Below are 24238 nucleotides of genomic sequence, written 5' to 3'. Positions count from 1 at the left end.
TAGTCTAACTCAAGTCAGGGAAATCTGTTTTCGGAGTCACGAGTTTAAATTCCGACTCTAGGGTCACAAAATAAAGCTCTACATCCAAATTAGGATAACGATGATGAATCATTCTATAAGCTTGGTTTAAATAATCGGTATGCACTTGATATTCCCGTTTTGGATTTTGATGAAGATTAGGATCAATTAAACTCCCATAAGCTCCACAATCTTCATGATCTAAAATGATCACTTTTTCAATAGAATGGAGTTTATAGGATAAGTCTAATTGATCTAAAAAAACCGTTAATTCCGCTTCATGGGGAAAGCCAGACAGAGCTAAGGAAGCTCCCGCTAGGGCAGTCCAATCATATTGTTGAGGCAAAATATTAGCCAGAAATTGCTGTTCTGCCGTCATAAACCGAAAATCAATACAACTTAAGACTAAAGCTTTAGCGTGATGATTTGCAGCTTGAGCAGGTTGAGTAAATTCTAACAGGGGAATAGAAATAATAGTTGTTAAAAGCGATCGCATAAACCCACGCCGACTTAACAGATGAGAGCAATTCCCCTGACAGGAACATTTTTGAATCCCCTTAAAATCATTTTTCATGTTTGAAATTCCAGCACTTTTTCTTTAACAGGTTGTTCAAGAGAGCGAATAGCGGCATCAGTCGTTTCAAAACAATTATTTTGACCAATTTTCTCCAAAAGACCACTCCGTTCTAAACGCTGCTGAACTTGAGGCTGTAGACCACTTAAAATCAAACGACAACCTCGACGTTTTAAGTCTTGATAGATGTCTTCGAGAGCCACTAACGCGGTTGTATCAATATTAGGAACAAACCGCAGCCGTAAAATTAAATACTTGACTTGAGGTTCTTCTCGTAAGAACGTTGCAAATCGTTCCGCCGCCCCAAAAAATAGAGGGCCATCCACCCGATAAACCGCAATTTCTTGAGTTAATTCCAAAGGAATTCCAGGGGGAAAAGCTTCTGCTTCAGGAACTTTTGCCAAATCCAGTTCACTCATCCGCTTAATAAATAAAATACTAGCCGCAATCAAACCCACTTCCACCGCCAGAATTAAATCAAAGCCAATTGTGATTAACAAAGTCAGGAGCATCACCCCAAAATCAGCGTAATCTGCTCTCAATAGTAAGCCAATGGTTTCCCACTCAATCATCCTGATACTCGTCACCATCAAAATTCCCGCTAAGGCGGCTAGGGGAATTTGAGCCGCTAGAGGCGCGAATACCACCACAATTAGAGCCAGGGTAACGCCATGAATTACACCCGAAAGACGGGTCTTACCCCCAGAGCGCACGTTAACCGCAGTCCGAGCGATGGCTCCCGTCGCTGGAATTCCCCCAAAAAAGGGAACAACAATATTAGCTAATCCTTGACCAATCAGTTCTCGGTTGCTATTGTGTTTTTGGCTAACGGTCATCCCATCAGCGACCACCGCCGACAGTAACGATTCAATACTCCCTAACGCGGCTAATGCTAAGGCGGGATTAATTAATTCTCGGAGTAAGCCCCAATCTTGCCAATGGGGAATACCATGAGGAAGGGGGAGAGATTGGGGAATTTCGCCAATTGTGTGAATATTGAGATGAAAATAAGTTGTTAATCCGGTTGCTAAGACTAATCCTACTAAAGAACCGGGAATCAGACGGGTGATTTTGACCCAAAATAGTTTGGTGACAATCACAACACTGGCAATACTAACGGTTGCCCAATTGATATTTTCTAAATGGCTAAAAGTAGCCAATAGACCCGGAAAAAAGTGTTCACTCCGAGGTAAATCTAGGCCGAAAAAATTATTCAGTTGACTACAAAAAATAATCACCGCAATACCGTTAGTAAAGCCCGTGGTGACCGGATGGGGAATGAATTTAACGACTTGACCTAATTTAGTAACTCCCAAAGCGATTTGAATCACTCCGGCCATTACTCCGGCAATCCAAACCTTCTCAATCCCATATTTGCTGACAATGCCAATCAGGATCACCGCCATTGCCCCTGTAGGCCCTGTAATTTGCACCTGTGACCCCCCACACAGGGCTGCCACAATTCCGGCGATAATGGCGGTATAAAGTCCTGCTTTAGGTTCAACTCCACTGGCGACCGCAAAGGCTAAAGCTAGAGGTAGAGCAACGATGGCGGCGGTAATTCCCCCGGTTAAATCACCTCGCCAAGAGCCAAAAATCCCACCTAACCCAACGGGTTGTTGTTCTGGTTTAATCACTGTTTCTGTCATTTTAATGTTGTGATAGTTATCTGCGATCTTTTAGGTTCGATCTTCAAGATTTTCCAAGGCGTCACGCACTTGTACGAGATGGTTATTGAAGACTTCTAAGGCGGCATCGAGAACCTTAAAAATCGCTGGGTCACGGATGGAGTAGAAAATATAATTCCCTTGGCGTCGAGCTTTAACGAGATTATAGCGACGCAGAATTGCTAACTGCTGAGAGACTGAAGAGGCTTCGACTTCAATCCATTGCGCGATATCGTTGACGCTTTTTTCCCCAAGGCGTAAGGTGTCTAAAATCTGGATGCGGACAGGATTAGACAGCACTTTGAAGAAATCGGCTTTGAAGTAGCTGGGCTGGAATGCCATCTGATTAACTTTAAATCTGATTATCTTCAAATGTATTCAGATAGTTTAACATAAAAAATAGGGTTTTTCACCAGAAAAACAGGGGAAGGTTGGAAGCCTCGTCTATAAGCGAGCGAGGAGGAAAACCGACTAAGTGCGGTTTTAACCGCCTAGTCTTTTAAAAGGCATAAGAATAACCATCCTTTTTATGAATTGATTGGCAATATTTATGACTAATTCCTGTTACTCTTCCACTCGGAGTGGCAATATCGAAACTGCCAGATGCGCGACAAAGAACTCGACCTAAATAAAAGCCAATTTTCTTGCCTTTGGTAACAACAGCTTTAACAATATCGCCCGTCTGAAAACCTTTATGAATCTGCATTCGTGAGCGATGTCGTGTTAGAAATCCGTATGGGTCTGTGCCACACATTTGACGAGTACCACGTCCCGTTGCCTTATAGTGACAGAGGATCGGGGAATGGGGAAAATACTGAGGGTAGGTCTTTTAACGGGGTTGTTACCCCGTCAAACTTTCTAAGTCAGTAGGTATGGCAAGCCTTACCCTGTGGCAGAGTACACTGCAATTAAACGCAGGTTTTAATATGCTAATCCCACTAACTTAGCGCTTAAATCCCACATTTTTTCAGCTTTTTGATCATCACTGGCTTGGGGAGAGACTTTCTGCACAAAAGATTTGCGATCTTTCTTTTGTCGATTTCCCCAACTCCAATAGACTCCCGACTGTTTATATTCAGGATCAGCCACAACCATAGCGACGCGATCGCCCGATAATTCCTCCGTAACAAATCCCCCCGTAATGTATTTTTGAAAAATGGGGAAAATCTTCTGAAATAGGGGATAATGGTTGCGGAATAAAGCCGTTGTAGCCACACAACCCGGATACAGAGAAGTAAAGGTAATTCCGGTAGATTCATGATAACGGCGATGTAATTCTCGCATCGTTAAAACATTACAAACCTTGCTATCTTTATAAGCTTTAACAGGTTCAAATTTTTTACCATCAATCATCGTGATCGGATCTTTGAAACCTTGTTCAAACCCGTCAAGATTTCCTAAATCTGGACGGGGAGGAATTTTACCCCCTAACTCATCAGGGTTGTGGGTAACAGTTCCTAAAATCACCATTCTGCGATCAGGATAGGAAGAGCGTTTCATGTCCTCTAACATGACATTGCAGAGGTAGAAATGTCCTAAATGGTTGGTGGCTACGGTTAATTCATACCCCTCTGGACTCCATAAAGGCTCTTTAATTAAAGGCATATAAATTGCCGCATTGCAGACTAACGCATCCAGGGAACGACCCAAAGACCGGAAATTTGCAACAAACTGTTTGACACTGGCTAAAGATCCTAAGTCTATGGGAAGAATTTTATAGCTGTCGGGGGACATTCCCAAAGATTGAGCAGCCTGTTCAGCTTTAGCTAAATCCCGACACGCCATAACCACATACCAACCCTTTTGGGCTAAGGCTCTAGCGGCTTGCAAACCAACGCCCGAAGACGCTCCCGTAATTACAACTGTTGCTTGATTTGCCATAGGATTTTAACTCAATTGACCATCGTTGACTGTTTCTAGGATCTCATGTTTTACCACAAAAATAGATGTAAAGCCCGTTTGACCGTAGTGAGGCGTTCACGCCTCTGTTAGACAAAAATAGATGTAAAGCCCATTTGACCGTAGTGAGGCGTTCACGCCTCTGTTAGACAGCCCTGAAGGGCTTACTACAATTAAGATTCATTTTCAATATAAGGAATGGTGAAATGGAACTGACTTCCTTGATTTTTTCCAGGGGAATCTGCCCAAATTTCCCCTCCCCAGCCATTAACAATTTGTTTGCCGATCGCTAATCCTAAGCCTGTTCCACCCACACTACGACGCAGAGAACCTTCTTCTTGATAAAAACGCTCAAATACCGCGTCTAATCGATTCGGTTCAATTCCCCGTCCGGTGTCAGAAATCGTGACTTCGACCATTTGATCACTATTACATTGAGCACTAATCGTGACTTTCCCATCAGGATTTGTAAATTTACAGGCATTATCTAATAGTTTAGACAGTAATTCTACTAACCATTCGCCATCGGCTTGAACTAAAGGTAAATCTGAGGGAACTTGGGTTTCAATTCTTGGGACTTCATGGGCTACATGATGGGTACGAATGCCGCTAATGGCTAAATCAATACATTCTTTCAATCGTAATGATTCAGGATTCCAATCCACTCGACCGCTTTCTAAATGGGATAATTTTAAAAAGTCTTGAACTAACTTTCTTAAGCGTTCAGCATCCTCTAAAGCTGTATCTAACATAACTTTTCGCATTTCCACAGGCATATCCGGCTCTTGATTTAAGGTTTCTAAACACACTAAAATCGTCGATAAAGGTGTTCTTAATTCATGTCCGGTAATGGCAATTAAATTGCTGCGGGTGCGTTCTAAAGCTTCTAATTGTTGATTTAAGTCTTCTAAATTGGCGTAGGTTTCTGCTTGAATAATCGCGGCTCCTAATTGCGTTGCGATCGCATCTACCATCGATAAATCATCTTCTTTCCAGATCGAACGATTACAATTACATTGGTGTAGTTCCACCATGCCTAAAAGTTGACCTTGGTATAAAATTGGAATCATTAACCAGCCTTGAATTTGCCATTTTTGAGCAATCTTTGTTAAAGCTTCTTCAGGTTTTGTTGGGACTAATAGCGTTTTTTCAGCCGTTTCATTGGGTTGATTGATTTTGGTAAAATTAATTTTATTGATATCATTAATATAAATTCGTTCTCGCCCTTTAACAACTTCTTTAAATAAAGGATTTTCTCGCAAAATCCAGGTTTTCCCCATCAGAGAAATCACATCATCACATAAATATTCATTAGAAATTTTAACGGAATTATCTGTTGCTTTGCAGCGATAAATTAAACAACGACAAGCTCCCATTGCTTCCCCTAATTCTTGGGTTGCCACTTTAATCACTTCTTGAGGATTCAAAGATTGCCGAATAGTAGCTGTAATCGAATTAACTAAACGTTCCTTTCGTTCTTTAGCCGCTAAGGAACGATAGACCCGTAACAGTTTATGTTGACCCGCTTGTAAATAAGTCACTAAACGATAAGCAAAGGGATCATTAAGAGAAGAACAATCTTGAGAAATCGAATTAGATTTGCTCCGAGTTGTTGTTTTTTTGCCTTTTCGAGTTCCTGAACGAATCCCCAAAATACTAAAGCCTTGTTCTACCTTTTCTGTTAATTCAGGACGGTAATGTAAAATGCGTTCAAATAGCAATTCTGCAACTTTAATACAAACTTGACGATCTGATGTCCAAATCCCTTCAAAGGGACGAGCTTGATCCATTAATAACTGTTCTGGCATCTGGGAATTTTGAACTAAATCTTCTCGTTCAATACAGACTAAACAGGTTGAATAATATTGTCCTAAAACCAATAAATTCCATTCTTGACGCAGTTGATCTTCTGGGTCAAACGCCACTGTTTCATGATGGTCAGAAGAGTTTGTAAAAGCCGTTTCTGAAGCCGCCATCACATAGACTTGGGGTGTGATTTCAGCAATTCTATAGTAACGGTGAGCTTCTTGACGATAAAATCGCTCCTGTTGAAAGGTCGCAATTACCAGAGGTTGGTCAGTTCCCGCCAAAACTTGATCCTCCATCGCATGAGATAGAGCCGTTAAAGAGGATTTAAAATAAATTTGGGGTTTTAAACTGGGCAGGAACTGCACCAATTCTGTTAGTACCGAGGTCGAGATACTCATCTAGGGTGTCTTCGTTCAGTAAAATTGAGATGAACGGCTTGTCTTGACTTTGATGCTGATGGAGTTAGATTTACCTATTTTAGTAGCAAGTTTAGCAGGTTTAGCATTCTTCCCCGTCTTGAATAGAAAAAATTAGCTGTCAGCTTCTGCTAACAGCTTGTTCAATGTCCCCAATCATGAGAGTCTTAGAGTCTAAACTGGGTTTTTCCTCTAAGGTCTTTGTTCCAAGGAACGTTAATGAATTGATCATTTTCCCAGTCCGTCGGATAAATGGGGGGAATGCGAATATGATTAGAGCGAACTAGGACTAACCAACGTCCATCTTTGGTCAGATAACCCAATTCTGCAATATAATCGCGATCGCTCATAGAAATGGGAATATACCATTCTCGCGTTATTTCATCACATTCATATTCTTGCATGGACAAGGGTGGATGAGTGTCCATATCAATAGCAGTAACATCATAAACCCGCAGCAGCAGATAAGTTCCGCCTTGCTGACGTAAATATTCTTTATGTTCGTTGGGAACATCCCAATACGCATAGGCCCAATTGGGGTCACGGGGAAGCAGGAAAATCTGACTCTGGCCATAACCATCGGGTAATGCTGGGAGTCCTTGGTCTACATCTGCAAGAGAGGGTTCAAATGTAATCTCTTTTCCCAGGTTAAATTTAGTAGCTGCTACATCTGCTTCTGAACGCACATCTTGATGGGCTACTCCTAATTTTATTTCTTCAGGTTCCGTTTTTGCGAGTTCAGAAACCGATAATTCTGGTTCTATTAACTCCTCATCAACTGTTGCAATTGTCGGAGGTTCTTCCTCATCAATATTCGATTCTACAATAGCCGGTTCTGTTACGATATTAGGGTCAGTTTCTAAGATTTTAGGAATCAAAAATTCCGGTTTAACTAACTCCTCATCAACTCTTGCAATTGTTGGAGGTTCTTCCTCAATCTCCGATTCTACAATAGCCGGTTCTGTTGGGATATTAGCATCTGATTCTAATAGTTTAGGAATTAACTCCTCATCAACTCTTGCAATTGTTGGAGGTTCTTCCTCAATCTCCGATTCTACAATAGCGGGTTCTGTTGGGACATTAGCATCTGATTCTAATAGTTTAGGAATTAACTCCTCATCAACTCTTGCAATTGTTGGAGGTTCTTCCTCAATCTCTGATTCTACAATAGCGGGTTCTGTTGGGACATTAGCCTCTGATTCTAATAGTTTAGGAATTAACAATTCCGGTTTCACTAACTCCTCATCAACCGTTACAATTGTGGGAAGTTCTTCCTCAATATCCGATTCTACAATAGCGGGTTCTGTTGGGATATTAGCCTCTGATTCTAAGATTTTAGGAATTAACTCCTCATCAACTGTTTTAATTGTTGAAGGTTCTTCCTCAATCTCTGATTCTATAATAGCTGATTCAGTTAGGATATTAGGGTCAGTTTCTGTTAGTTTCTCAATAGGTGCTTTTGTTGTCAAAAATTCGGCAATTACAGCTTCAGCTTCACTCTCATCAATTTCTGCAATTAATACCGCTTCTGCAACTTGCTGAATTGCCCTATCTTCCATAGAAGCAAATTCTTCTTCAGTCTGATTATGTTTTTTAAGAACAGTACGAGGAGCAGAAACAGAAGAAACAATAGGAGAAAAGGAGGTTTTCAGGGATTCTGTTGCAGACTCGTTTAACTCCATTCCTCCCACTAATACTGGACTAGAAGGAGTCTGATGTTGTTTCCTAGGAAGATCAGATTCTGTAGATAATACAGGAGTAATAGACTCCTTAGATTGTTTATCCCCAGACTTAGAACGTTGAGTTTTAAATTGTAACCCCAGCCAAAATCCTAAAACCGGAATCATCGGTAGTAACCACCATAACCAACTTGGGATTTCTCCTTCCGTCGCAGGAACCGTTGCTTGCTGCACTTGGGAAGATTGGCTGACGACACTATTCTTTTTTGTTCTAGGTGGGAGTGGAGACGAATCAAGCTGACTCAACAGGATAGGGTGTTGAGAACTCAGAGCTAACTCAGATTTTGACATAGGTTTCAGCTTGAAATCCCATTCATCCTGAACACTCAAGGGTTGTTGCTCAATCTTAAGCTTCCTAACTTGTTTTGAGGATAGCGAGGACGACTCTGAAAGGGTAGTAGAATCCGCTACACGGGTATTAGAAGGCCATCGAGAGGCTGCCCCGGCAACGGGACTTGTCGCTATTGATAACAATAACGTTAAGGTCACTATCGATGTATCTTTTTTATTTAACAACATAGATAGAATCGCAAGCTGATAATCCCTAATTTAACTAAAAATTATAAAACAAGTTTGGGAGATTGAAAACTCAGTATGAACACGCAAAGAGAATGGTGAGTAACCTAGAGACACAAATACTGCCCGATTAAAAAATCCCCCTTGATTTTCATTCAATTAATAAGGGGGATTAAATCTTGTAAAAATAAAGGGTTTTTCCAGGCTAACAATGATAAGTTTTTGTAAAATTTTCAAGATTTATAATCAATTGTCAACCCTATTCTTAATTCTAAAGTTCTTGATTCTTTCTAATCTTCATCCCGAATATCATCGATTGAACCCGGAGAAGATTTATATAAATTATCTAATTGATTTCGAGCATCTTGAACCGACAAGGAACGCATGACTAACAACGGTTCATTAATTAAATTTCCGGTTTCATCCAGCAGTTCGGGATGGAGAATTTTTTGCATCCGTCCTGAGTTCATTGACCCGCCATAATTGCGAGAATCTGGAAGCTTTTGGGATTCCATGCCTACGGTTAAAAGACTATGAATTAAATTACGAACAGCCAGAAATGCTATAACGGTAAAAGCCAGAATGTAAACTAAGTGTAGCATTGTTATCTCCTTAAGGGTAGGGGGTTTTCGGTTAATCGATCACCATTTTTATGTCAGAAAGGATTTTTATCTTAAAGGTTTAGCCGGAGTCAGTTGAGAAGTTCCTGTCCCTAATTTTGACATATTCTAGTCAAGAGTCAAACCTTTTGATTGAACCAGGATAATCAATGTTCTACTGAGGATAGAGCTTGAGGGGAGAAACTTCTGTAAACTATTTATCGGATTGATTCGGATTAATTCACCGAAAATAAAAATTGCATTTGTCCCAATCAAACTTGTTTTTCCTGGTATTCAGCCTTTAAACTTAATTTTTAGCTGGGTTAGCCTGTTCGATGCGAAATCGCGTGGCAACTTGCCAACATTCCGTTAACAGTTGATGCCAAGGCATTAATACTGTCATTTCAATTCCAACTTGTCCCTCCGTTGCCTGAAACAAGGTTTTAGCAACTCTCACCTCTCGTTGCACTTCTGTAACCCGGTACAGGAGGTCGGACTGTTGTGACGGAGTTAAAAAGGACATCTCTTCAGTTTCTAAAAGATGCTGCGACCGTTGAAACCAGTATTCAAAATCCTCCAGCAACGGCTGTAATATCGCTTTGAGGAGGTCTGATTCTTCGGGCAAGTTGGGACTTATCATGGATTATTTGATCAAGACTTGACTTAAAACAATATTAACACTCTTTACAATTCTTAATATTTTTCTTAACGAAAGTTTTAGGAGTGATGTGGAACAGGCATCTTGCCTGTTAAACTTCAGTCAACGGTCAACCGTCAACAACTCCTATCTTCTGTACAATTAAATCAAGAAACTTTTATTGTAGAGTTGTAAATTTAATCGATGTCTATCGCAGAGTCCGATGATTCTCAACCCTTAGAGAAAAAAGTCCATTTGCCGAAAACCAGTGAATCTGAAGCCTTAAAGCGGATTCGCCATACGGCTTCCCACGTTATGGCAATGGCAGTACAAAAACTGTTTCCCAAGGCACAAGTTACCATTGGCCCTTGGATTGAGACTGGGTTTTATTATGATTTTGATAGTCCTGAACCCTTTACTGAGAAGGATTTAAAAGCCATCCAAAAAGAAATGGCTAAGATTATCAAGCGTCAACTTCCCGTCCTTCGAGAAGAAGTCAGCCGGGAAGAAGCCCAACAACGCATCCAGAAAATAGGTGAATCCTATAAACTGGAAATCCTTGAAGGGTTACAGGAACCCATTACCTTATATCATTTAGGTGATCAATGGTGGGATTTGTGTGCAGGGCCACACGTTGAGAATACCGTTGAGATTGACCCGAATGCCATTGAACTTGAAAGTGTGGCGGGAGCTTATTGGCGAGGAGATGAAACCAAAGCTCAACTGCAACGGATTTATGGGACAGCTTGGGAAACTCCCGAACAATTAGCCGAATATAAACGCCGCAAGGAAGAAGCTCTCCGCCGTGACCATCGCCGTTTGGGGAAAGAGTTAGGGTTATTTATTTTTTCCGATTTAGTCGGGCCAGGATTACCCTTATGGACACCGAAAGGAACTTTATTACGCAGTACCTTAGAGGATTTCCTCAAACAAGAACAAATCAAGCGGGGTTATTTGGGTGTCACGACTCCCCATATTGGCCGAGTCGATTTATTTAAGACATCGGGACATTGGCAGAAATATAAAGAAGATATGTTCCCGATGATGGCCGAGGACAGCGAAGCGGAGGAAAAAGAACAGGGGTTTGTCCTCAAACCGATGAACTGTCCGTTTCATATCCAAATTTATAAAAGCGAATTACGTTCCTATCGAGAACTTCCCATGCGGTTAGCGGAGTTTGGGACAGTTTATCGTTATGAACAATCAGGAGAATTAGGAGGATTAACTCGTGTTCGCGGGTTTACCGTTGATGATTCCCATTTATTTGTCACTCCTGAACAGTTGGAAGATGAATTTATCAAAGTTGTGGATTTGATTCTCTCAGTATTCAGAAGTCTACAACTCAAAAACTTTAAGGCGAGATTAAGTTTCCGTGACCCGAATTCTGATAAATATATTGGGTCGGATGAGGTTTGGGATAAATCCGAAGCGGCCATTCGTCGGGCGGTGGAAACCTTGGGAATGAACTATTTTGAGGGTATCGGAGAAGCCGCATTCTATGGCCCCAAATTAGACTTTATTTTCCAAGATGCCTTAGACCGGGAATGGCAGTTGGGAACGGTTCAGGTGGACTATAATTTACCCGAACGTTTTGACTTAGAGTATGTAGCCGAAGATGGCAGCCGTCAACGTCCAGTGATGATACACCGTGCGCCCTTTGGCTCTCTGGAACGATTAGTGGGAATATTAATAGAGGAATATGCGGGAGATTTCCCATTATGGTTAGCCCCAGTTCAGTTCCGACTATTACCCGTCAGTCAAGATTTCTTACCCTTTGCTCAAGAAATTGCTCTTAAATTACGGTCTGTTGGCGTTCGTGCCGAAGCGGATACCAGTAATGAACGCTTAGGGAAATTAATTCGCAATGCTGAGAAAGATAAAATTCCGGTCATGGCCGTTGTCGGGGCTAAGGAAGTTGAGTCTAATTGCTTGAATATTAGAACTCGTGCTCAGGGAGAGTTAGGCGCTATTCCTGTTGAAGATGTGATGACACGGATGCAACAGGCTATTTCTAATTACAGCAATTTCTGAATCTGATTAAGATGCAGAGTCAGCACCAGACCGAGAAATCTGATATTATCGGTCTGGCATGACTATACGCTCTTATTGGAAATCATGACTGAAGCATTCGAGTTTCTGGGGACAATTCCCATCAGGAAATATAATTTATGTTTTATTGTAGCCCCCTCATCCCTTGATGAAGTCGGGGTTAACCGTCTATTTCGGGTGCTTCAGTTATTGAAAACTATAATAACTATAAAAAAAACCCAAAAAGATTATGAGTACAACCAAAAAGGAAGTAGAATCTTTGTTGAAGAACCTACCGGATGATTGTTCTCTGGAAGATGTGCAATACCATCTTTATGTAATCGAAAAAGTCCGTCATGGACTTACGATTCACGAAACGACCAGGAATCTCATACAAGAGGAAGCAGAAGGTTTATTAAGTAAATGGGTTATCAAGTAGTTTGGTCGCCTCAAGCCATTGATGATATTGATGCAATTGCTGCTTATATTGCACGAGATTCAATTTCTTATGCGGCGGCGGTTGTCCAGAGAATCATTGAAGTTACACGGAACTTGAGATTATCTCCTGAAGCGGGAATTATTGTTCAAGAATTTGGCGACGAAACCATCCGTGAACAATTTGCTTACACCTACCGAATCATTTATCAAATCCAAGACGACATTGTTACTATTGCCGCCGTGATTCACGGTAAAACGTTATTAAAATTTGAATTGAGTCAGCAGTAAATTCATCTTTTTCCCCCCGTAGAGACGTTGCATGCAACGTCTCTACTGATTTAAGGTTTGACGGAAAGATTTTGCTGCAATTAAAGGATTAGGATGTTGTACAGATTCCGCCAATATAGTTAAATTGAGAGAGGGAAGAAGTTCACTATTGTTAATTAATTCATAGCCTGATGTTTGCTGAAATTGTTCAATATTTTCAGCCCGAAAATGATAAACTTGAAACTGATTATTTTGCCAAAACCACACTTCTCGCACTCCCAATCTTTGATAAACGTCTAAACGATTAATTCCACCACTGGTAATGATAACTTCTATCGCTAAATCAGGAATTTCTTTATTAGTTCCAATACAATAACTTTCATCCGGTTCAGTTCCCCCCCGTTGTTCTGGGTTTCGTAAGGTCATGGAACCTGTGGGATAATATTCTGTATTTGTTTCTAAAAAATAGATTTCTAAAAGTGTTCCTATGCGAGTTTTAATACTTTCATGATTGCGACTGGGTGACATAACTTCTAAAATACCATCTAAATAAGTTAAACGAAACTCTAAACTATCTTCTAATTGAGTTAATAATGTTTCATAATATTGCCAAGTCACCTTATCCGTGATGTAGCGAACCTCTGAACCTTGTAAGTTTTCTTCAGGATTAAGTAACGTTTCCAGTTTACTCGCTAACATAGTTAGTTCTCCTATTTAACAAAATTATATCAAAAACCCGTTGTTGCGCGAAGTGCTATAATTACTGATTTAAGGTTTGACGGAAGGATTTTGCTGCAATTAAAGGATTAGGATGTTGTACAAATTCCGCTAATACAGTTAAATTGAGAGAGGGAAGAAGTTCACTATTTTTGATTAATTCATAGCCTGATGTTTGCTGAAATTGTTCAATATTTTCAGCCCGAAAATGATAAACTTGAAACTGATTATTTTGCCAAAACCACACTTCTCGCACTCCCAATCTTTGATAAACGTCTAAACGATTAATTCCACCACTGGTAATGATAACTTCTATCGCTAAATCAGGAATTTCTTTATTAGTTCCAATACAATAACTTTCATCCGGTTCAGTTCCCCCCCGTTGTTCTGGGTTTCGTAAGGTCATCGAACCTGTGGGATAATATTCGGTATTTGTTTCTAAAAAATAAATCAGTAATAAATCCCCTATTCGGGTTTTAATACTTTCATGATTGCGACTGGGGGACATAACTTCTAAAATACCATCTAAATAAGTTAAGCGAAACTCTAAACTATCTTCTAATTGAGTTAATAATGTTTCATAATATTGCCAAGTCACCTTATCCGTAATGTAGCGAACCTCTGAACCTTGTAAGTTTTCTTCGGAATTAAGTAATGTTTCCAGTTTACTCGCTAACATCATTGAATCTCCTGTTTAATACAATTATATCCTATTTTTACCCATCCAAACCCATCTAATTTTTAACTTAACTTAATTTTAAAACATCCGTAAACGTTGCACAATAGCCGGGTAAATCATAGACCCCAGGGTGAACTGGATTTTGATAAGTAAAATGACGATAATCGAGACAAAATCGATCCCAATCTGCCATTTGTATTTTAAATAGCCAGATAAAAAAGTTGGCTAAACTCGGAGATAAATTCAAACGGAAATAAATTCGTTTGTTATAATATTGACAAGCGGTTTCTACAGCTTGATTTAAGGTAATTTCTGGATTTCCTAAAACAAATTGTTCTGTTTCCGGGTAAATCGGAGGATGATTCACTAAATAATATACCACTGTTGCAATATCAGCAGCATGAATAAAATGGAAACTCGCATCCGCTTGAAACCATCGAATTAAATTAATCCATTTAACCACATCAGAAATACCTCCTGATAAATGGGAATAGGGTTTATTCTCCTCTCCTCCTAATACTAAAGTCGGAAATAATACCCTTAACGGAGGAATATCATGAGTTATTCTTAGTAATTCCTGTAAACATTCATATTTTGTTCTAATATAATCCGTGCCAATTTCTCCAGCTTCGGGTAATAAATTATTATTTTTATCTAAAATACTAGCCGTTGAAAAATATAATATCTGCTCACAAATCTCAGGATTTAATAATTTAACTAATTCTAAATTAGCCTTAACATTAATCTCTAAAACCTCTTGATATCCCCCCCAAGCCGTAGCAATTAAAATCGCTATATTAACAGTAGATAATAAATCTTTGAATTGATTAATATCTCTTAAATTACCTTGAAGAATATGAATATCGGGACGACTGTTATAATCAAAACCTAATTTATCAGGATTTCTAACTAATAAAAATAATTCATGTTCGGTATTTTGAATCAAATTCTCTACAAGATAATGACCAATACAACCACTCGCACCTGTAATAAAAATTCGCTTTTTCATAAAAAATAATGATAACTTCAGTAATCAGATTCTATCTCTATTTCCTTGATAATCCTTCTCCATTTCTTCGTGTCTTAGTGTCTTTGTGTTGCGTTTCCTTCAAATTTGTAGGGGCGGGGTTTTCCCGCCCTTGATACACGGAAGCAAAACAACAAATTTAAGCGTGAACGCTTAATAATTGATCCGCTTGTTTTGCCGTTTCAAAGAAATAGGCAACGTTTTCTTCTGGGGTATTTTGAAGGACACCATGCCCTAAATTCAGGATATGACCTTGATTTCCGGCTTTTTTAATGGTATCTAAAATGCGATCGCGAATCATCTCTTTTGAGCCAAATAAAATACAAGGATCAAGATTTCCTTGAACCCCAATATTTTGACCCATCCGTTGACGCGCATCCGCCATATCAACCATCCAGTCAACACTGACAAAATCAAACCCGGTTTTAGCCATTCGTTCTAATAATCCCGAACTTCCATTAATATAAAGAATTAAAGGCGTATCAGGATGGGTTTGTTTGACTTGATCAACCACTCGTTTTTGATACGGAAGGGCGAAAACTTCATAATCTTGAGGGCTTAATTGACCCGCCCAAGAATCAAACATTTGAATCACTTGTGCGCCAGAATCAATTTGATAACGCACATAAACAGCGATCGCATCTGCAATTTTTTCTAAGAATTTATGCAAAATTGCAGGTTCAGAAAATGCCATTTTTTTAATCACAGCATAATCTTTAGAACTCTTTCCTTCAATGGCATAAGCCGCCAACGTCCAAGGAGCGCCTACAAACCCTAAAACAGCAGCTTGATTTCCCACTTCCTGTCGTAACGTTTGCAAAATTTCCCGAATAAAAGATAAGCTTTCTTCCGGTTCAATGGGATGCAGTTTTTCAACTTGTTCTAAACTGCAAATGGGTGACTCAATAATTGGCCCTTTGCTTTCGATAATATCGAAATTAATGCCAATTCCAGGCAGAGGCGTTAGAATATCAGAAAATAAAATCACCCCATCCGGTTGAAAGGCGCGGAAGGGTTGCAGGGAAATTTCAACGGCGATCTCCGTTTTTTCGGAGCGTTCACGGAAGGAAGGGTATTGTTCCCGTAGATCACGGTTAGAGTCGATTAGGAAGTTACCTTCTTAACCTCTCCTTCAGAACCGTGCATGAGACTTTCACCTCACACGGCTCCTTGATAATTCCACCTTTGTTATAGGTACGATTCAAAACGGTTTATTGTCGTGATTCTTGATTAAAGAACCATCATTAGCCGTTTTTGTGTCGTGACAATGTTTATGTAGAAGTTGTAAATTATCATAGATGTTTTTTCCACAATCATGATGTTGGTTTCTTCTGATCAACTTCTACAATGTCTGTACTTGTAAAATACAAACCACAGTGAGAACAAATACCCTTTTGTTTCTTAATTAATTTTGAAACCCTTGTGGGTGTTTCTGGATATTCACCTCTTCGTTTACTCCAATAAGTCCAGTTTCCATCAAACGGACTAGCTTTACCCTTAACTTTAATATACCTGACGATTGGCGCACTGTTATGGGTCAGTAATTCTAATCCGTTTTCTGTACTGAAACACCAATTTCTGTCACCTACTGTTCTCCAGTATTTGTTTTTATTGATGCTCCCTTTTCCCCTCGTTCTTGCCCAGGCTCTCAATTTGTTATATATTAGTGAGTCAACCTTGTTAAAGGTTTCTTTACTAACAACTGTTGAGTAATAGTTTGACCATCCTCTAATAATCGGATTCAGCTTACTAATTAAAGCAGCTTGGGGGGCGGTTTTATGAGTATCTATTATCTCAGCTATTTTTACAAGATGAGTTTTTATTTGGGCTTTTGAGGGTGTGATTAGTGTTTTAAAACCTAGTTTGGAATATCCAATTGATGCAGCCCGGTAGTTGCCTACCTTATGCTGTTGTATATGGAATCCTAGAAACTCAAACCCAACATTTCCATCAATTTCATTGAGGGTATGGGTTAATTTTGTTTTACTGGGTTTTAATTCCAGTCCCATATCACTTAACCAGTCCGCGATTATTTCTTGACACTTTTTGATGACGTTTAAATCCTCATGGATTATCACAAAGTCATCTGCATATCGGATTAAACTCAAGGCTTGACGATTATTTCGTTTATTTCCTTTCAGAGTTTCTGCGTATTGCTTAACTCTTTCTTCCAGACCATGTAGGGCAATATTTGCAAGTAAAGGTGATATAACCCCTGCTTGTGGTGTACTCTCATGAGTAGGAAAAAGTTTTTTTCCGTCCATATACCCTGCCTTAAGCCATGTTTTAATTGTTCGGCTTAATGTAGGGTATGTGTGTAATTTGTCAATTAACGCTTTGTGGTTGATGCGGTCAAAGCATTTTGAGATATCAGCATCTAGCACATATTTGGCTTTTTGCTTAATACTGTCAAATATTGCTTGTATTGCATCGTGACAGGAACGTCCTGGTCTGAAACCATAACTGTTTGGCTCAAAGAGCGCCTCCCATTCTGGTTCTAATGCTAGTTTGACTAACGCTTGTAATGCTCTGTCGTCTATTGTGGGTATTCCCAATGGGCGAGTTTCGGTTGTTCCCGGTTTGGGTATGTTAGTACAGACCGACCATGATCGGTCTCTACGAGTAGGTTTTACCTTACCCGTCAACTTTAGTCGTCCTACAAGGCTCATCCGTTGTTTTGATGTCAGAGATTTAACTCCATCCACACCTGCGGTATTTTTACCTTGATTATCTTGTGTTACCCGACGTACAGCAATACATTTAGCTGACCAGGAATTAATCAGGGTCTTTTGAAGTTTGCGAACTGCTTTAACATCGCCTCGAGAACTCGCTTGAAATATGCGCTTTTGCAACTTAAAAGTCACCTTCTCTAGCTTGCGCCAGTTGATGTCTTTCCATTCCACCGTCTGATTTTTATTCAGCGTTTTAGATTTATTCATTGCTACTTGTTCTATTTCTTTGGAATTACCGAGTATCTGTCAGCATATCCTTGTCATTACAACAAGGCTTTCGCTTTTGACACCATCCCTCCCCTAACTATCATTCGTTAGCTACTTACTGGTTATCGACCTCTCCAGAGATAGTTAGGGGTTACTTCGTTCCGATTACACATTTGTTTGAAGTCTTTAGCGTGATGCTCTCCACCGGGTTTATTGGGCGGTGCTTATAAGTCGTTCATATAATCGCTTATGCCCTATCCTTGCCTTTTGGCTTGGTGTTAATCAAGTTTTTATCTTGATTTAGCCATTACACCATTAATGATAACGATGGTTCAGACACATCTTTGCTGGCGCTACGCATGGACTTCTTGCTCGATAGTTACCAGATTTGGCTACCAGTAGTTCTACCTTTTAACCCCGCTTTAGCCTGTTGGTTGCTACCCAAACAAACTAGGGGTTATGCTTTCACCTCAGCACTTGAGGGATGGGACTTGTAAATTTTTATTACTTATCTCTAAATTTCGTAACATTTCGTTACTCTTCAAGATTTTTGTAATATTTCCTTACTCACCCACAAATGTAATCAGTTATCACCAGTCTTATCAACTGGGTTAACCGTCCCATAAGCCTTTGGGCTTATTTTAGGTTAAACGAATCGCACATATGCTTTCATATAGCGACCCGCCTGTCGCATCATCCACACGGGGGGACGAGCTAGTTTTTCACCACGAGCAGCACGCAACAGATAGGGAATTTGGGTCGATTCGGTCATCGTTACTAAAAGTTTAAAACAGTTTTTAGGCCAATCCTTAGCTTACCACTGAAGGGGATTGACCGTTGACTGTTAACAGTTGACACTCCCCGCTAGTCAAGAGACGGGGATTCTTAAGAGTTCCATAAAAGAATTCTTAAAGGCGTAGTCAATGCGCCACTACTAACTCCATCAAGATTTAATCCTAATGTTGCCGATACTTTGCGAAGAATATTTGCCGATGCGTTGCAATCAGCGTTGATATACTGATTCAATGCAGTACGATACAAACCTCGTTTAACTCGCTTTCCTGACGGTTCCCAATTGTCGGGTTTTGCACCAAATTCAGGGAGATAATCCTGAGCAAGAAAACTAGCTTTCGAGGTATATGATTCCTCTGTTTCAATAAACTCAATTCCGTAACGGGAGCAAAGTTCTTGAATTCGAGATTTCAACCGAGCGGTGGGAATTTGGATAAAATTCTGATTCCCTTTCTTTCCAAGGGTAGCACCGTCTTTTTGTCCCTGGTTCCAACCAAAAACAATGCGACCAATGTTATTTTTAAGACAGTGATTAATCACCAATCTTGCAGCTTTATTAATCCCATCTCTAACTTGTCGATTACGCTTTTCAGTTACAAGTGCTAAAGATTTACTCCAGAAACCTTGGGGTTTACCTTGTTTTTGATTAGAGACTTGTTTATTGTACCACTGATTTAAAGACTTAAGATGTTTACCATCAACAATAAAACTGGTTCCTACATTGCTTACACAAGTCAGCCAATTATTAATACCATGATCTATTCCTAAAACATAGCTAGGATTGACTGGAATCTTTTCTGCTTTGACAGGATAAACAAATTCAGCGTAAAAGCAACGATTTCGAGGTAAAATCCGAACTTCTTTAATATCTTTCCATTCCAGATTTGATGGCATGGGCAGATAAATCTCTCCTATCCCAAACCATGCTTTTACTTGTTGCCCCAGTGGAATTCTAATTCCCTCTGGAGTTAACTTTAGCCATCTAACGGGATAGGAAACTGTGAAAAGCCCTTTCTTTCTATATTTAGGAGGACGGGGCTTTTCTGTTAATTTCCCACTTCTCCAAAGTTTAAGAAGTTCCTTGTAAGAACTCATTGCCTCCGCTACGTTATTACAGGTTTGTTGGGCTGATGAAACATACATTGCCTTGAAATGTTTATTGGAATTTTGAGACATTTCAGAACAAATCGCAGCCCGTTTAACAAATGCTCCTGTTTTAAAAAACATTTGTCTTGCGTAGTAAAGAGCGCAATTGTAGACCTTGTTTGACTCGGAGCAGAGATATTCGCACACCGCTCTAGTCTGTGGGTTGACGTGAATTAAGTTAACTTGACATCCATACATACCTTGTCGTTTTCTGTATACTTGTCAACTCGGAACAGGCTTTATCAAGTTTGGCAAGATTTAGCAACGGAGAAAGGATGGAATATTCGGGCTTGTGAGATAGCCCCTGATCATGTCCATCTATTTATTGAGTTTCCTCCTACGATGCCAATCCATATTGAAGATCCACATCATTACTAGACTGGTAGTTAAAACTACTTGAGTCGCTTTTCCGCCTCGCTCGCTTATAGACGAGGCTACCAAGCTTCCCAAGTTTTTCTTGTGTCGGGTGCGGAGTGCGGAGTGCGGAGTGTCAAGGATCTTCTCTTCTCCCCCTGCTCCCTCTTCTCCCCCTGCTCCCTCTGCTTCCCTATTTCTTACCTTGTGGCGGTGGACAGTCGGGGTGAATACCACCTTGAGCGCAAATGTAATTAATTTGCTTCTCATCCACATTAATTGCGTTGCTAAAATCTACATTTTTGAGACGGTTTGATTGAGCAGTTTCGTCGGGTTTAGAAATAAATTGATCGGATTTATTTTGTTGAGGAGAAACAAAGATTGCGCCTTTAAAATTGGTTCCGTCTAATTTGGCTCCTTGAAAATTAACGAAGCTTAAATTAGTATTTTTTAGATTAGCATCTTGCAAGCGGGCATTTTTGAAGTTAGATCCGGTAAGTTTAGCGGAGGTTAAGTCGGCTTCTTGCAAATTTGCTCCCATAAAATTCACCGCCGATAGGTCAGCATTTTTGAAATTAGCTTGTCTTAAATTGCTAAATTGGAAATTAGCACCCGGAGCTTTAGCTTCACTGAACCGAGCTAACTTTAAATTCCCTTTTGAGAAATTAGCGCTGGATAATTCCGCACCTGTAAATTTTGTATCCGTCAAATTCCCTTGTTGGAAATTTGCTCCTAATAATTTAGCACTGCTGAAATTAGCTCCCGTTAAATCAGCTTCCGATAAATTAGCTTTATTAAGATTTGCTTTTAAAAAGTTGCTGTATTTTAACAACGTATTACTTAAAAAAGCACCTGTTAAATCAGCTTCCGTTAAATCAGCCCCACTTAAATCTGAAATCCAATCATCAAAGGTTCCTAGCCGTCCATCTTCACCCGCACTCGCAAACCGACTATTTTTCAAGCTGGCTTTCGTCAGGCTGGTATTTTTAAAGTTAATTCCCGATAAATCAGTTTGTTCTAAAACTAAAGTAAATTGAACGGGTGGGGTTGTATTTTGTCCTAAATCAATGCGACTTAAATCAACATTATAAACAAAACCGCCATAAACTTTTAGAATTTTAGCGATCGCCCGTTGGGTGGCTTGTTGTCGTCGCCCCGTTAAAAGTTTTTCTTGATTTTCTGCCCCAAATTGCATCGAATCTAAATCATTTTTTAGAGCTTGATTTAATTTTCTTAAATCCGGTAAAGCTTTGGGGCCTGTACTGACTAATGCTTGTTGGATAACATCAATTAAGACGGGGTTTTGTTCCTGAGCTAATAAATCCACTAATAAGGGAATTGCACGGGGATCTTTAATCGCACCTAACGCTAAAATTGCCCCCCGTTTTTGAGCAACATCCGTAGAAGCGTTAGGGGATAATTTACTGACTAAAGCCAGAAAAACTTCGTTATCTTGTTGTTGAAATTCTCGACGATTGGCTTGATTTTGAATATAAATTTGAGTCCCGACAAAGGTTCCTAATACTGCTGCCATACTAGCACTACTGACAATAATTAAAGTTAACCCCGGATGTTGACGCATCCACGTCCATAAATTAAACTCCGATTTCGGGGTTTCTGGGGTGAAAACAAGGGCATGAACCGCATCATCTTCTGCGACCCAATCATAATTAGTAAAGGGATTAAACACTAAAATAGGGGGGGCTTCTTGTACGGAAGTTCCTGCTAATAAATCATGTCCAGTCCGACCTTGAAATCGTTTGGCGATTAACGCATCTCCTAATAAGGTGACACCGGATAAAGCCCCTAAAATTAATAAATTGGGATAGGCCCCCGTGACTTGCCAAAGACCATAAGCAATAGCGAATGGAATCCCCCAACGTCCGATTAATTCTCGACGGAGTGCCCGTCCCCATCCTGGGGAAAAACCATTCGGATTAATCACCTGTACCCCAAACCACAATTTAGGTAAGGTTTGACCCCGTTTGGCTAATAGATAAAGTTGCCATCCTCCCACAACCAGGGGTAAAAGTAATGCACCCGACCACAATAGATTCGTTAAGGGGGCTACTTTGGGACTGCGATCGCGCACCGGAATTCCCAATGTCGCCGCAACGGTTTGGGATGTCACCCGGACAACGGGATTTAGAGGGACGGGTTGAGGACTGCGGTTGCAGACAACGCCCAGGGTAAAGGGAATTAACCCACTGACCGCAACTAAGGAAACCTCCGCCACAAACGCCCCCCAACGCCGCACCCAAAAGGGTACAGCCTTGGAGGAAACCTCTGGCCAGGATGAAGGAGATTGAGATTGATCGGTGTCTCTACCTACAGTAGGGCTTGTCATAGTTCAATATTCCCTGATATGGGTCGTTAAGATTAACAAAATGGAGAAGAAATAAACTACCTCGACTCGCTATGAATATACAATTCATTGAGACTGGCTATAATAAACTTGATTTATTTTTGTTGTTGAGTTAATCGCTGCTTCAAGGGTTCTGGATCACCTTGACCCACAACTACACCATTTTCTAATAGAAACGCGCCATCACTATAATTTAATTCCTCTAAACGATGAGTGACCCAAAGTGCTGTTATTCCTCTGGTTTTGACTAACCGTTGAACTTCAATCACTAAATCATTTTGACTATCAGGATCTAATAAAGCGGTGGGTTCATCTAAGAGTAAAACTTCACAATGTCTGGCTAATGCACCCGCGATCGCAATGCGTTGTTTTTGTCCTCCACTTAAAGCATAAATGGGACGACGTTGTAACTCTAATAATTTAACCGCCGCTAAGGCATCTTCTACCCGTTGTTTCACTTCTATCCAGGGTAATTGATCCTCAACTAATCCAAAGGCAATATCCGCCCCAACCGTTGGCATCACTAACTGATGATCAGGATTTTGAAACACAAACCCCACCCGTCCTTGGGTTTGTATTTCCCCCGACTGAGACTTTAATAATCCGGCCAATAACCGTAATAAAGTTGACTTTCCGCTTCCGTTTGTCCCCAAAAGCATCCAAAATTCTCCTGGGGGGACATCTAGGGAACAGGATTTTAACACCTGCGCCCCGCTTGGCCAACTAAAGCATAGGTCTTGTACCCGTATCGCTGGACTGGAAGATTCCATGCTCGTTGTAATTTCCTCTATTCTGCCTTTAAACCAACAAACCCAGGGGGTCTTCCGGTGGCATTTCCTCCCTGTTTATCAGAAATTTGTACCGCAGAAATTTCACTACTGAGAATGGCTAATTTCTTCTCGGTCATCTTATCGCAAGTAAATTCTAAGACCTGCGTTGTTCCGCCCCGTAAGACCTCTAAAACGTGATTGTAAATGGCTTCCGCATCCTCGGCGGATTTTTTTTGAATGGACAACGGGATGGGAGTGTATTTAACAATAATGTCTACGGTGAACATAGGATCTCAAAAACAGTTAAGAATTTCAATTTCTTACTATATCGTTTTCAGTTAACCCTGAACGGCATATTGTTTTAACTCCTTGAGAGAAACCACTTCTAAGGCTCTGGCGTGAGTGGCTTCTAACACCACAGGAGGCGCCACACCTGCATCCATCGCTTCTTGCCAACGAGAGGCACACAAACACCAGCGATCGCCCGGTTTTAACCCAGGAAAGCCAAAGGCGGGAACTGGGGTACTGAGGTCGTTTCCTTGGGCTTTGGTAAATTCCAGAAACTCTGCGGTAACTTGGGCACAAATCACATGAACCCCGAAATCCTGCCCCCCAGTATAACAAAACCCATCCCGATAAAATCCGGTTATCGGATCAGAGCAACACAATTCTAATTCGCCACCTAAAACATTTCTGGCTTCTCCCATGATTCGTTCCTGATTATTTTTTATGGGTCTTGTTTTTCTTCAATAATACCATCAATACTTTAGCGGCTTAAAAACTGTCCGAAGTCTTGATTTAATATAAATAAAATTTAAGTTAAGATCAGTATGTCAAAATTT

The 24238-nt window shown here is 40.3% G+C and carries 20 protein-coding genes and 4 pseudogenes; 4 read left to right on the top strand and 20 right to left on the bottom strand.

The window, feature by feature from the left end; all coding sequences use genetic code 11:
- Positions 1-4: 4 nt before the first annotated feature.
- From IQ236_RS15890 to IQ236_RS15850, 9 genes and pseudogenes are all read right to left on the bottom strand, one after another.
- Positions 5-592 carry a carbonic anhydrase gene (locus IQ236_RS15890; protein ID WP_228041668.1) on the bottom strand — a complete coding sequence of 196 codons (588 nt, stop codon included), beginning with the start codon at positions 590-592 and terminating at the stop codon, positions 5-7.
- On the bottom strand, positions 589-2241 hold the full coding sequence (locus IQ236_RS15885; protein WP_193870201.1) for a SulP family inorganic anion transporter: 1653 nt from the start codon (positions 2239-2241) through the stop codon (positions 589-591). The genes IQ236_RS15890 and IQ236_RS15885 overlap by 4 nt, the downstream gene beginning before the upstream one ends.
- 30 nt (positions 2242-2271) lie before the next feature.
- Positions 2272-2601 carry an ArsR/SmtB family transcription factor gene (locus IQ236_RS15880; protein WP_190517048.1) on the bottom strand — a complete coding sequence of 110 codons (330 nt, stop codon included), beginning with the start codon at positions 2599-2601 and terminating at the stop codon, positions 2272-2274.
- Positions 2602-2758: 157 nt separating this feature from the next.
- Positions 2759-3037 (bottom strand): annotated as a pseudogene (locus IQ236_RS15875) (RNA-guided endonuclease IscB); the annotation flags it as partial.
- A 143-nt stretch (positions 3038-3180) separates the two neighbouring features.
- The gene (locus tag IQ236_RS15870) at positions 3181-4140 is read right to left on the bottom strand and encodes a protochlorophyllide reductase (protein WP_193870200.1); all 960 of its coding nucleotides are present in this window, start codon (positions 4138-4140) and stop codon (positions 3181-3183) included.
- A 191-nt stretch (positions 4141-4331) separates the two neighbouring features.
- The gene (locus IQ236_RS15865; RefSeq protein ID WP_193870198.1) at positions 4332-6365 is read right to left on the bottom strand and encodes a DICT sensory domain-containing protein; all 2034 of its coding nucleotides are present in this window, start codon (positions 6363-6365) and stop codon (positions 4332-4334) included.
- A gap of 185 nt (positions 6366-6550) precedes the next feature.
- On the bottom strand, positions 6551-8611 hold the full coding sequence (locus IQ236_RS15860; RefSeq protein WP_322744203.1) for a DUF4912 domain-containing protein: 2061 nt from the start codon (positions 8609-8611) through the stop codon (positions 6551-6553).
- Positions 8612-8928: 317 nt separating this feature from the next.
- A complete protein-coding gene (locus IQ236_RS15855; protein WP_190517053.1) occupies positions 8929-9240 on the bottom strand; it encodes a DUF2973 domain-containing protein in 312 nt (103 codons plus the stop codon).
- 304 nt (positions 9241-9544) lie between these two features.
- Positions 9545-9877, bottom strand: coding sequence for a DUF2605 domain-containing protein (locus tag IQ236_RS15850; RefSeq protein WP_193870196.1), 333 nt, complete (start codon positions 9875-9877; stop codon positions 9545-9547).
- Positions 9878-10078: 201 nt separating this feature from the next.
- Between IQ236_RS15850 and thrS the strand changes: the two genes are divergently transcribed.
- The 3 genes from thrS (at position 10079) to IQ236_RS15835 (ending at position 12628) form a co-directional block, all read left to right on the top strand.
- The gene (thrS, locus tag IQ236_RS15845) at positions 10079-11905 is read left to right on the top strand and encodes a threonine--tRNA ligase (protein ID WP_193870194.1); all 1827 of its coding nucleotides are present in this window, start codon (positions 10079-10081) and stop codon (positions 11903-11905) included.
- Positions 11906-11989: 84 nt separating this feature from the next.
- On the top strand, positions 11990-12205 hold the full coding sequence (locus IQ236_RS15840) for a hypothetical protein (RefSeq protein WP_193870192.1): 216 nt from the start codon (positions 11990-11992) through the stop codon (positions 12203-12205).
- A 120-nt stretch (positions 12206-12325) separates the two neighbouring features.
- The gene (locus IQ236_RS15835; protein ID WP_072720031.1) at positions 12326-12628 is read left to right on the top strand and encodes a type II toxin-antitoxin system RelE/ParE family toxin; all 303 of its coding nucleotides are present in this window, start codon (positions 12326-12328) and stop codon (positions 12626-12628) included.
- 42 nt (positions 12629-12670) lie between these two features.
- Here the strand turns inward: IQ236_RS15835 and IQ236_RS15830 are convergent, their stop codons facing one another.
- From IQ236_RS15830 to IQ236_RS15800, 7 genes and pseudogenes are all read right to left on the bottom strand, one after another.
- Positions 12671-13306, bottom strand: a complete 636-nt coding sequence (locus tag IQ236_RS15830; RefSeq protein ID WP_193870190.1) for a Uma2 family endonuclease — start codon at positions 13304-13306, stop codon at positions 12671-12673.
- Positions 13307-13367: 61 nt separating this feature from the next.
- Complete coding sequence (locus IQ236_RS15825) at positions 13368-14006, bottom strand: Uma2 family endonuclease (RefSeq protein WP_193870188.1); 639 nt, start codon at positions 14004-14006, stop codon at positions 13368-13370.
- A gap of 64 nt (positions 14007-14070) precedes the next feature.
- Positions 14071-15012, bottom strand: a complete 942-nt coding sequence (locus IQ236_RS15820; protein ID WP_193870186.1) for an NAD-dependent epimerase/dehydratase family protein — start codon at positions 15010-15012, stop codon at positions 14071-14073.
- Positions 15013-15169: 157 nt separating this feature from the next.
- A complete protein-coding gene (gene hemE / locus IQ236_RS15815) occupies positions 15170-16135 on the bottom strand; it encodes a uroporphyrinogen decarboxylase (protein WP_193870210.1) in 966 nt (321 codons plus the stop codon).
- A gap of 96 nt (positions 16136-16231) precedes the next feature.
- Positions 16232-17969 (bottom strand): annotated as a pseudogene (gene ltrA, locus IQ236_RS15810) (group II intron reverse transcriptase/maturase).
- Between the two features lie 661 nt (positions 17970-18630).
- A pseudogene (locus tag IQ236_RS15805) lies at positions 18631-18741 on the bottom strand (uroporphyrinogen decarboxylase family protein); the annotation flags it as partial.
- Between the two features lie 113 nt (positions 18742-18854).
- Positions 18855-20105: an RNA-guided endonuclease InsQ/TnpB family protein gene (locus tag IQ236_RS15800; RefSeq protein ID WP_193870184.1), complete on the bottom strand. Its 1251-nt coding sequence runs from the start codon at positions 20103-20105 to the stop codon at positions 18855-18857.
- 30 nt (positions 20106-20135) lie between these two features.
- On the opposite strand from IQ236_RS15800, the pseudogene IQ236_RS15795 reads away from it, so the two are divergent.
- Positions 20136-20264, top strand: a pseudogene (locus IQ236_RS15795) (transposase); the annotation flags it as partial.
- 190 nt (positions 20265-20454) lie between these two features.
- On the opposite strand, the gene IQ236_RS15790 reads toward IQ236_RS15795, so the two are convergent.
- From IQ236_RS15790 to IQ236_RS15775, 4 genes are all read right to left on the bottom strand, one after another.
- On the bottom strand, positions 20455-22608 hold the full coding sequence (locus IQ236_RS15790; RefSeq protein WP_193870182.1) for a pentapeptide repeat-containing protein: 2154 nt from the start codon (positions 22606-22608) through the stop codon (positions 20455-20457).
- Positions 22609-22721: 113 nt separating this feature from the next.
- Positions 22722-23396, bottom strand: coding sequence for an energy-coupling factor ABC transporter ATP-binding protein (locus IQ236_RS15785; protein WP_193870180.1), 675 nt, complete (start codon positions 23394-23396; stop codon positions 22722-22724).
- A gap of 17 nt (positions 23397-23413) precedes the next feature.
- Positions 23414-23683, bottom strand: a complete 270-nt coding sequence (locus tag IQ236_RS15780; protein ID WP_193870178.1) for a hypothetical protein — start codon at positions 23681-23683, stop codon at positions 23414-23416.
- 51 nt (positions 23684-23734) lie between these two features.
- A complete protein-coding gene (locus IQ236_RS15775; RefSeq protein ID WP_193870176.1) occupies positions 23735-24103 on the bottom strand; it encodes a DUF2237 family protein in 369 nt (122 codons plus the stop codon).
- Positions 24104-24238: the final 135 nt, after the last annotated feature.

This window comes from Planktothrix mougeotii LEGE 06226 (assembly GCF_015207485.1).
Classification (GTDB): Bacteria; Cyanobacteriota; Cyanobacteriia; order Cyanobacteriales; family Microcoleaceae; genus Planktothrix.
This window is presented reverse-complemented; position numbering and strand designations above follow the sequence as displayed.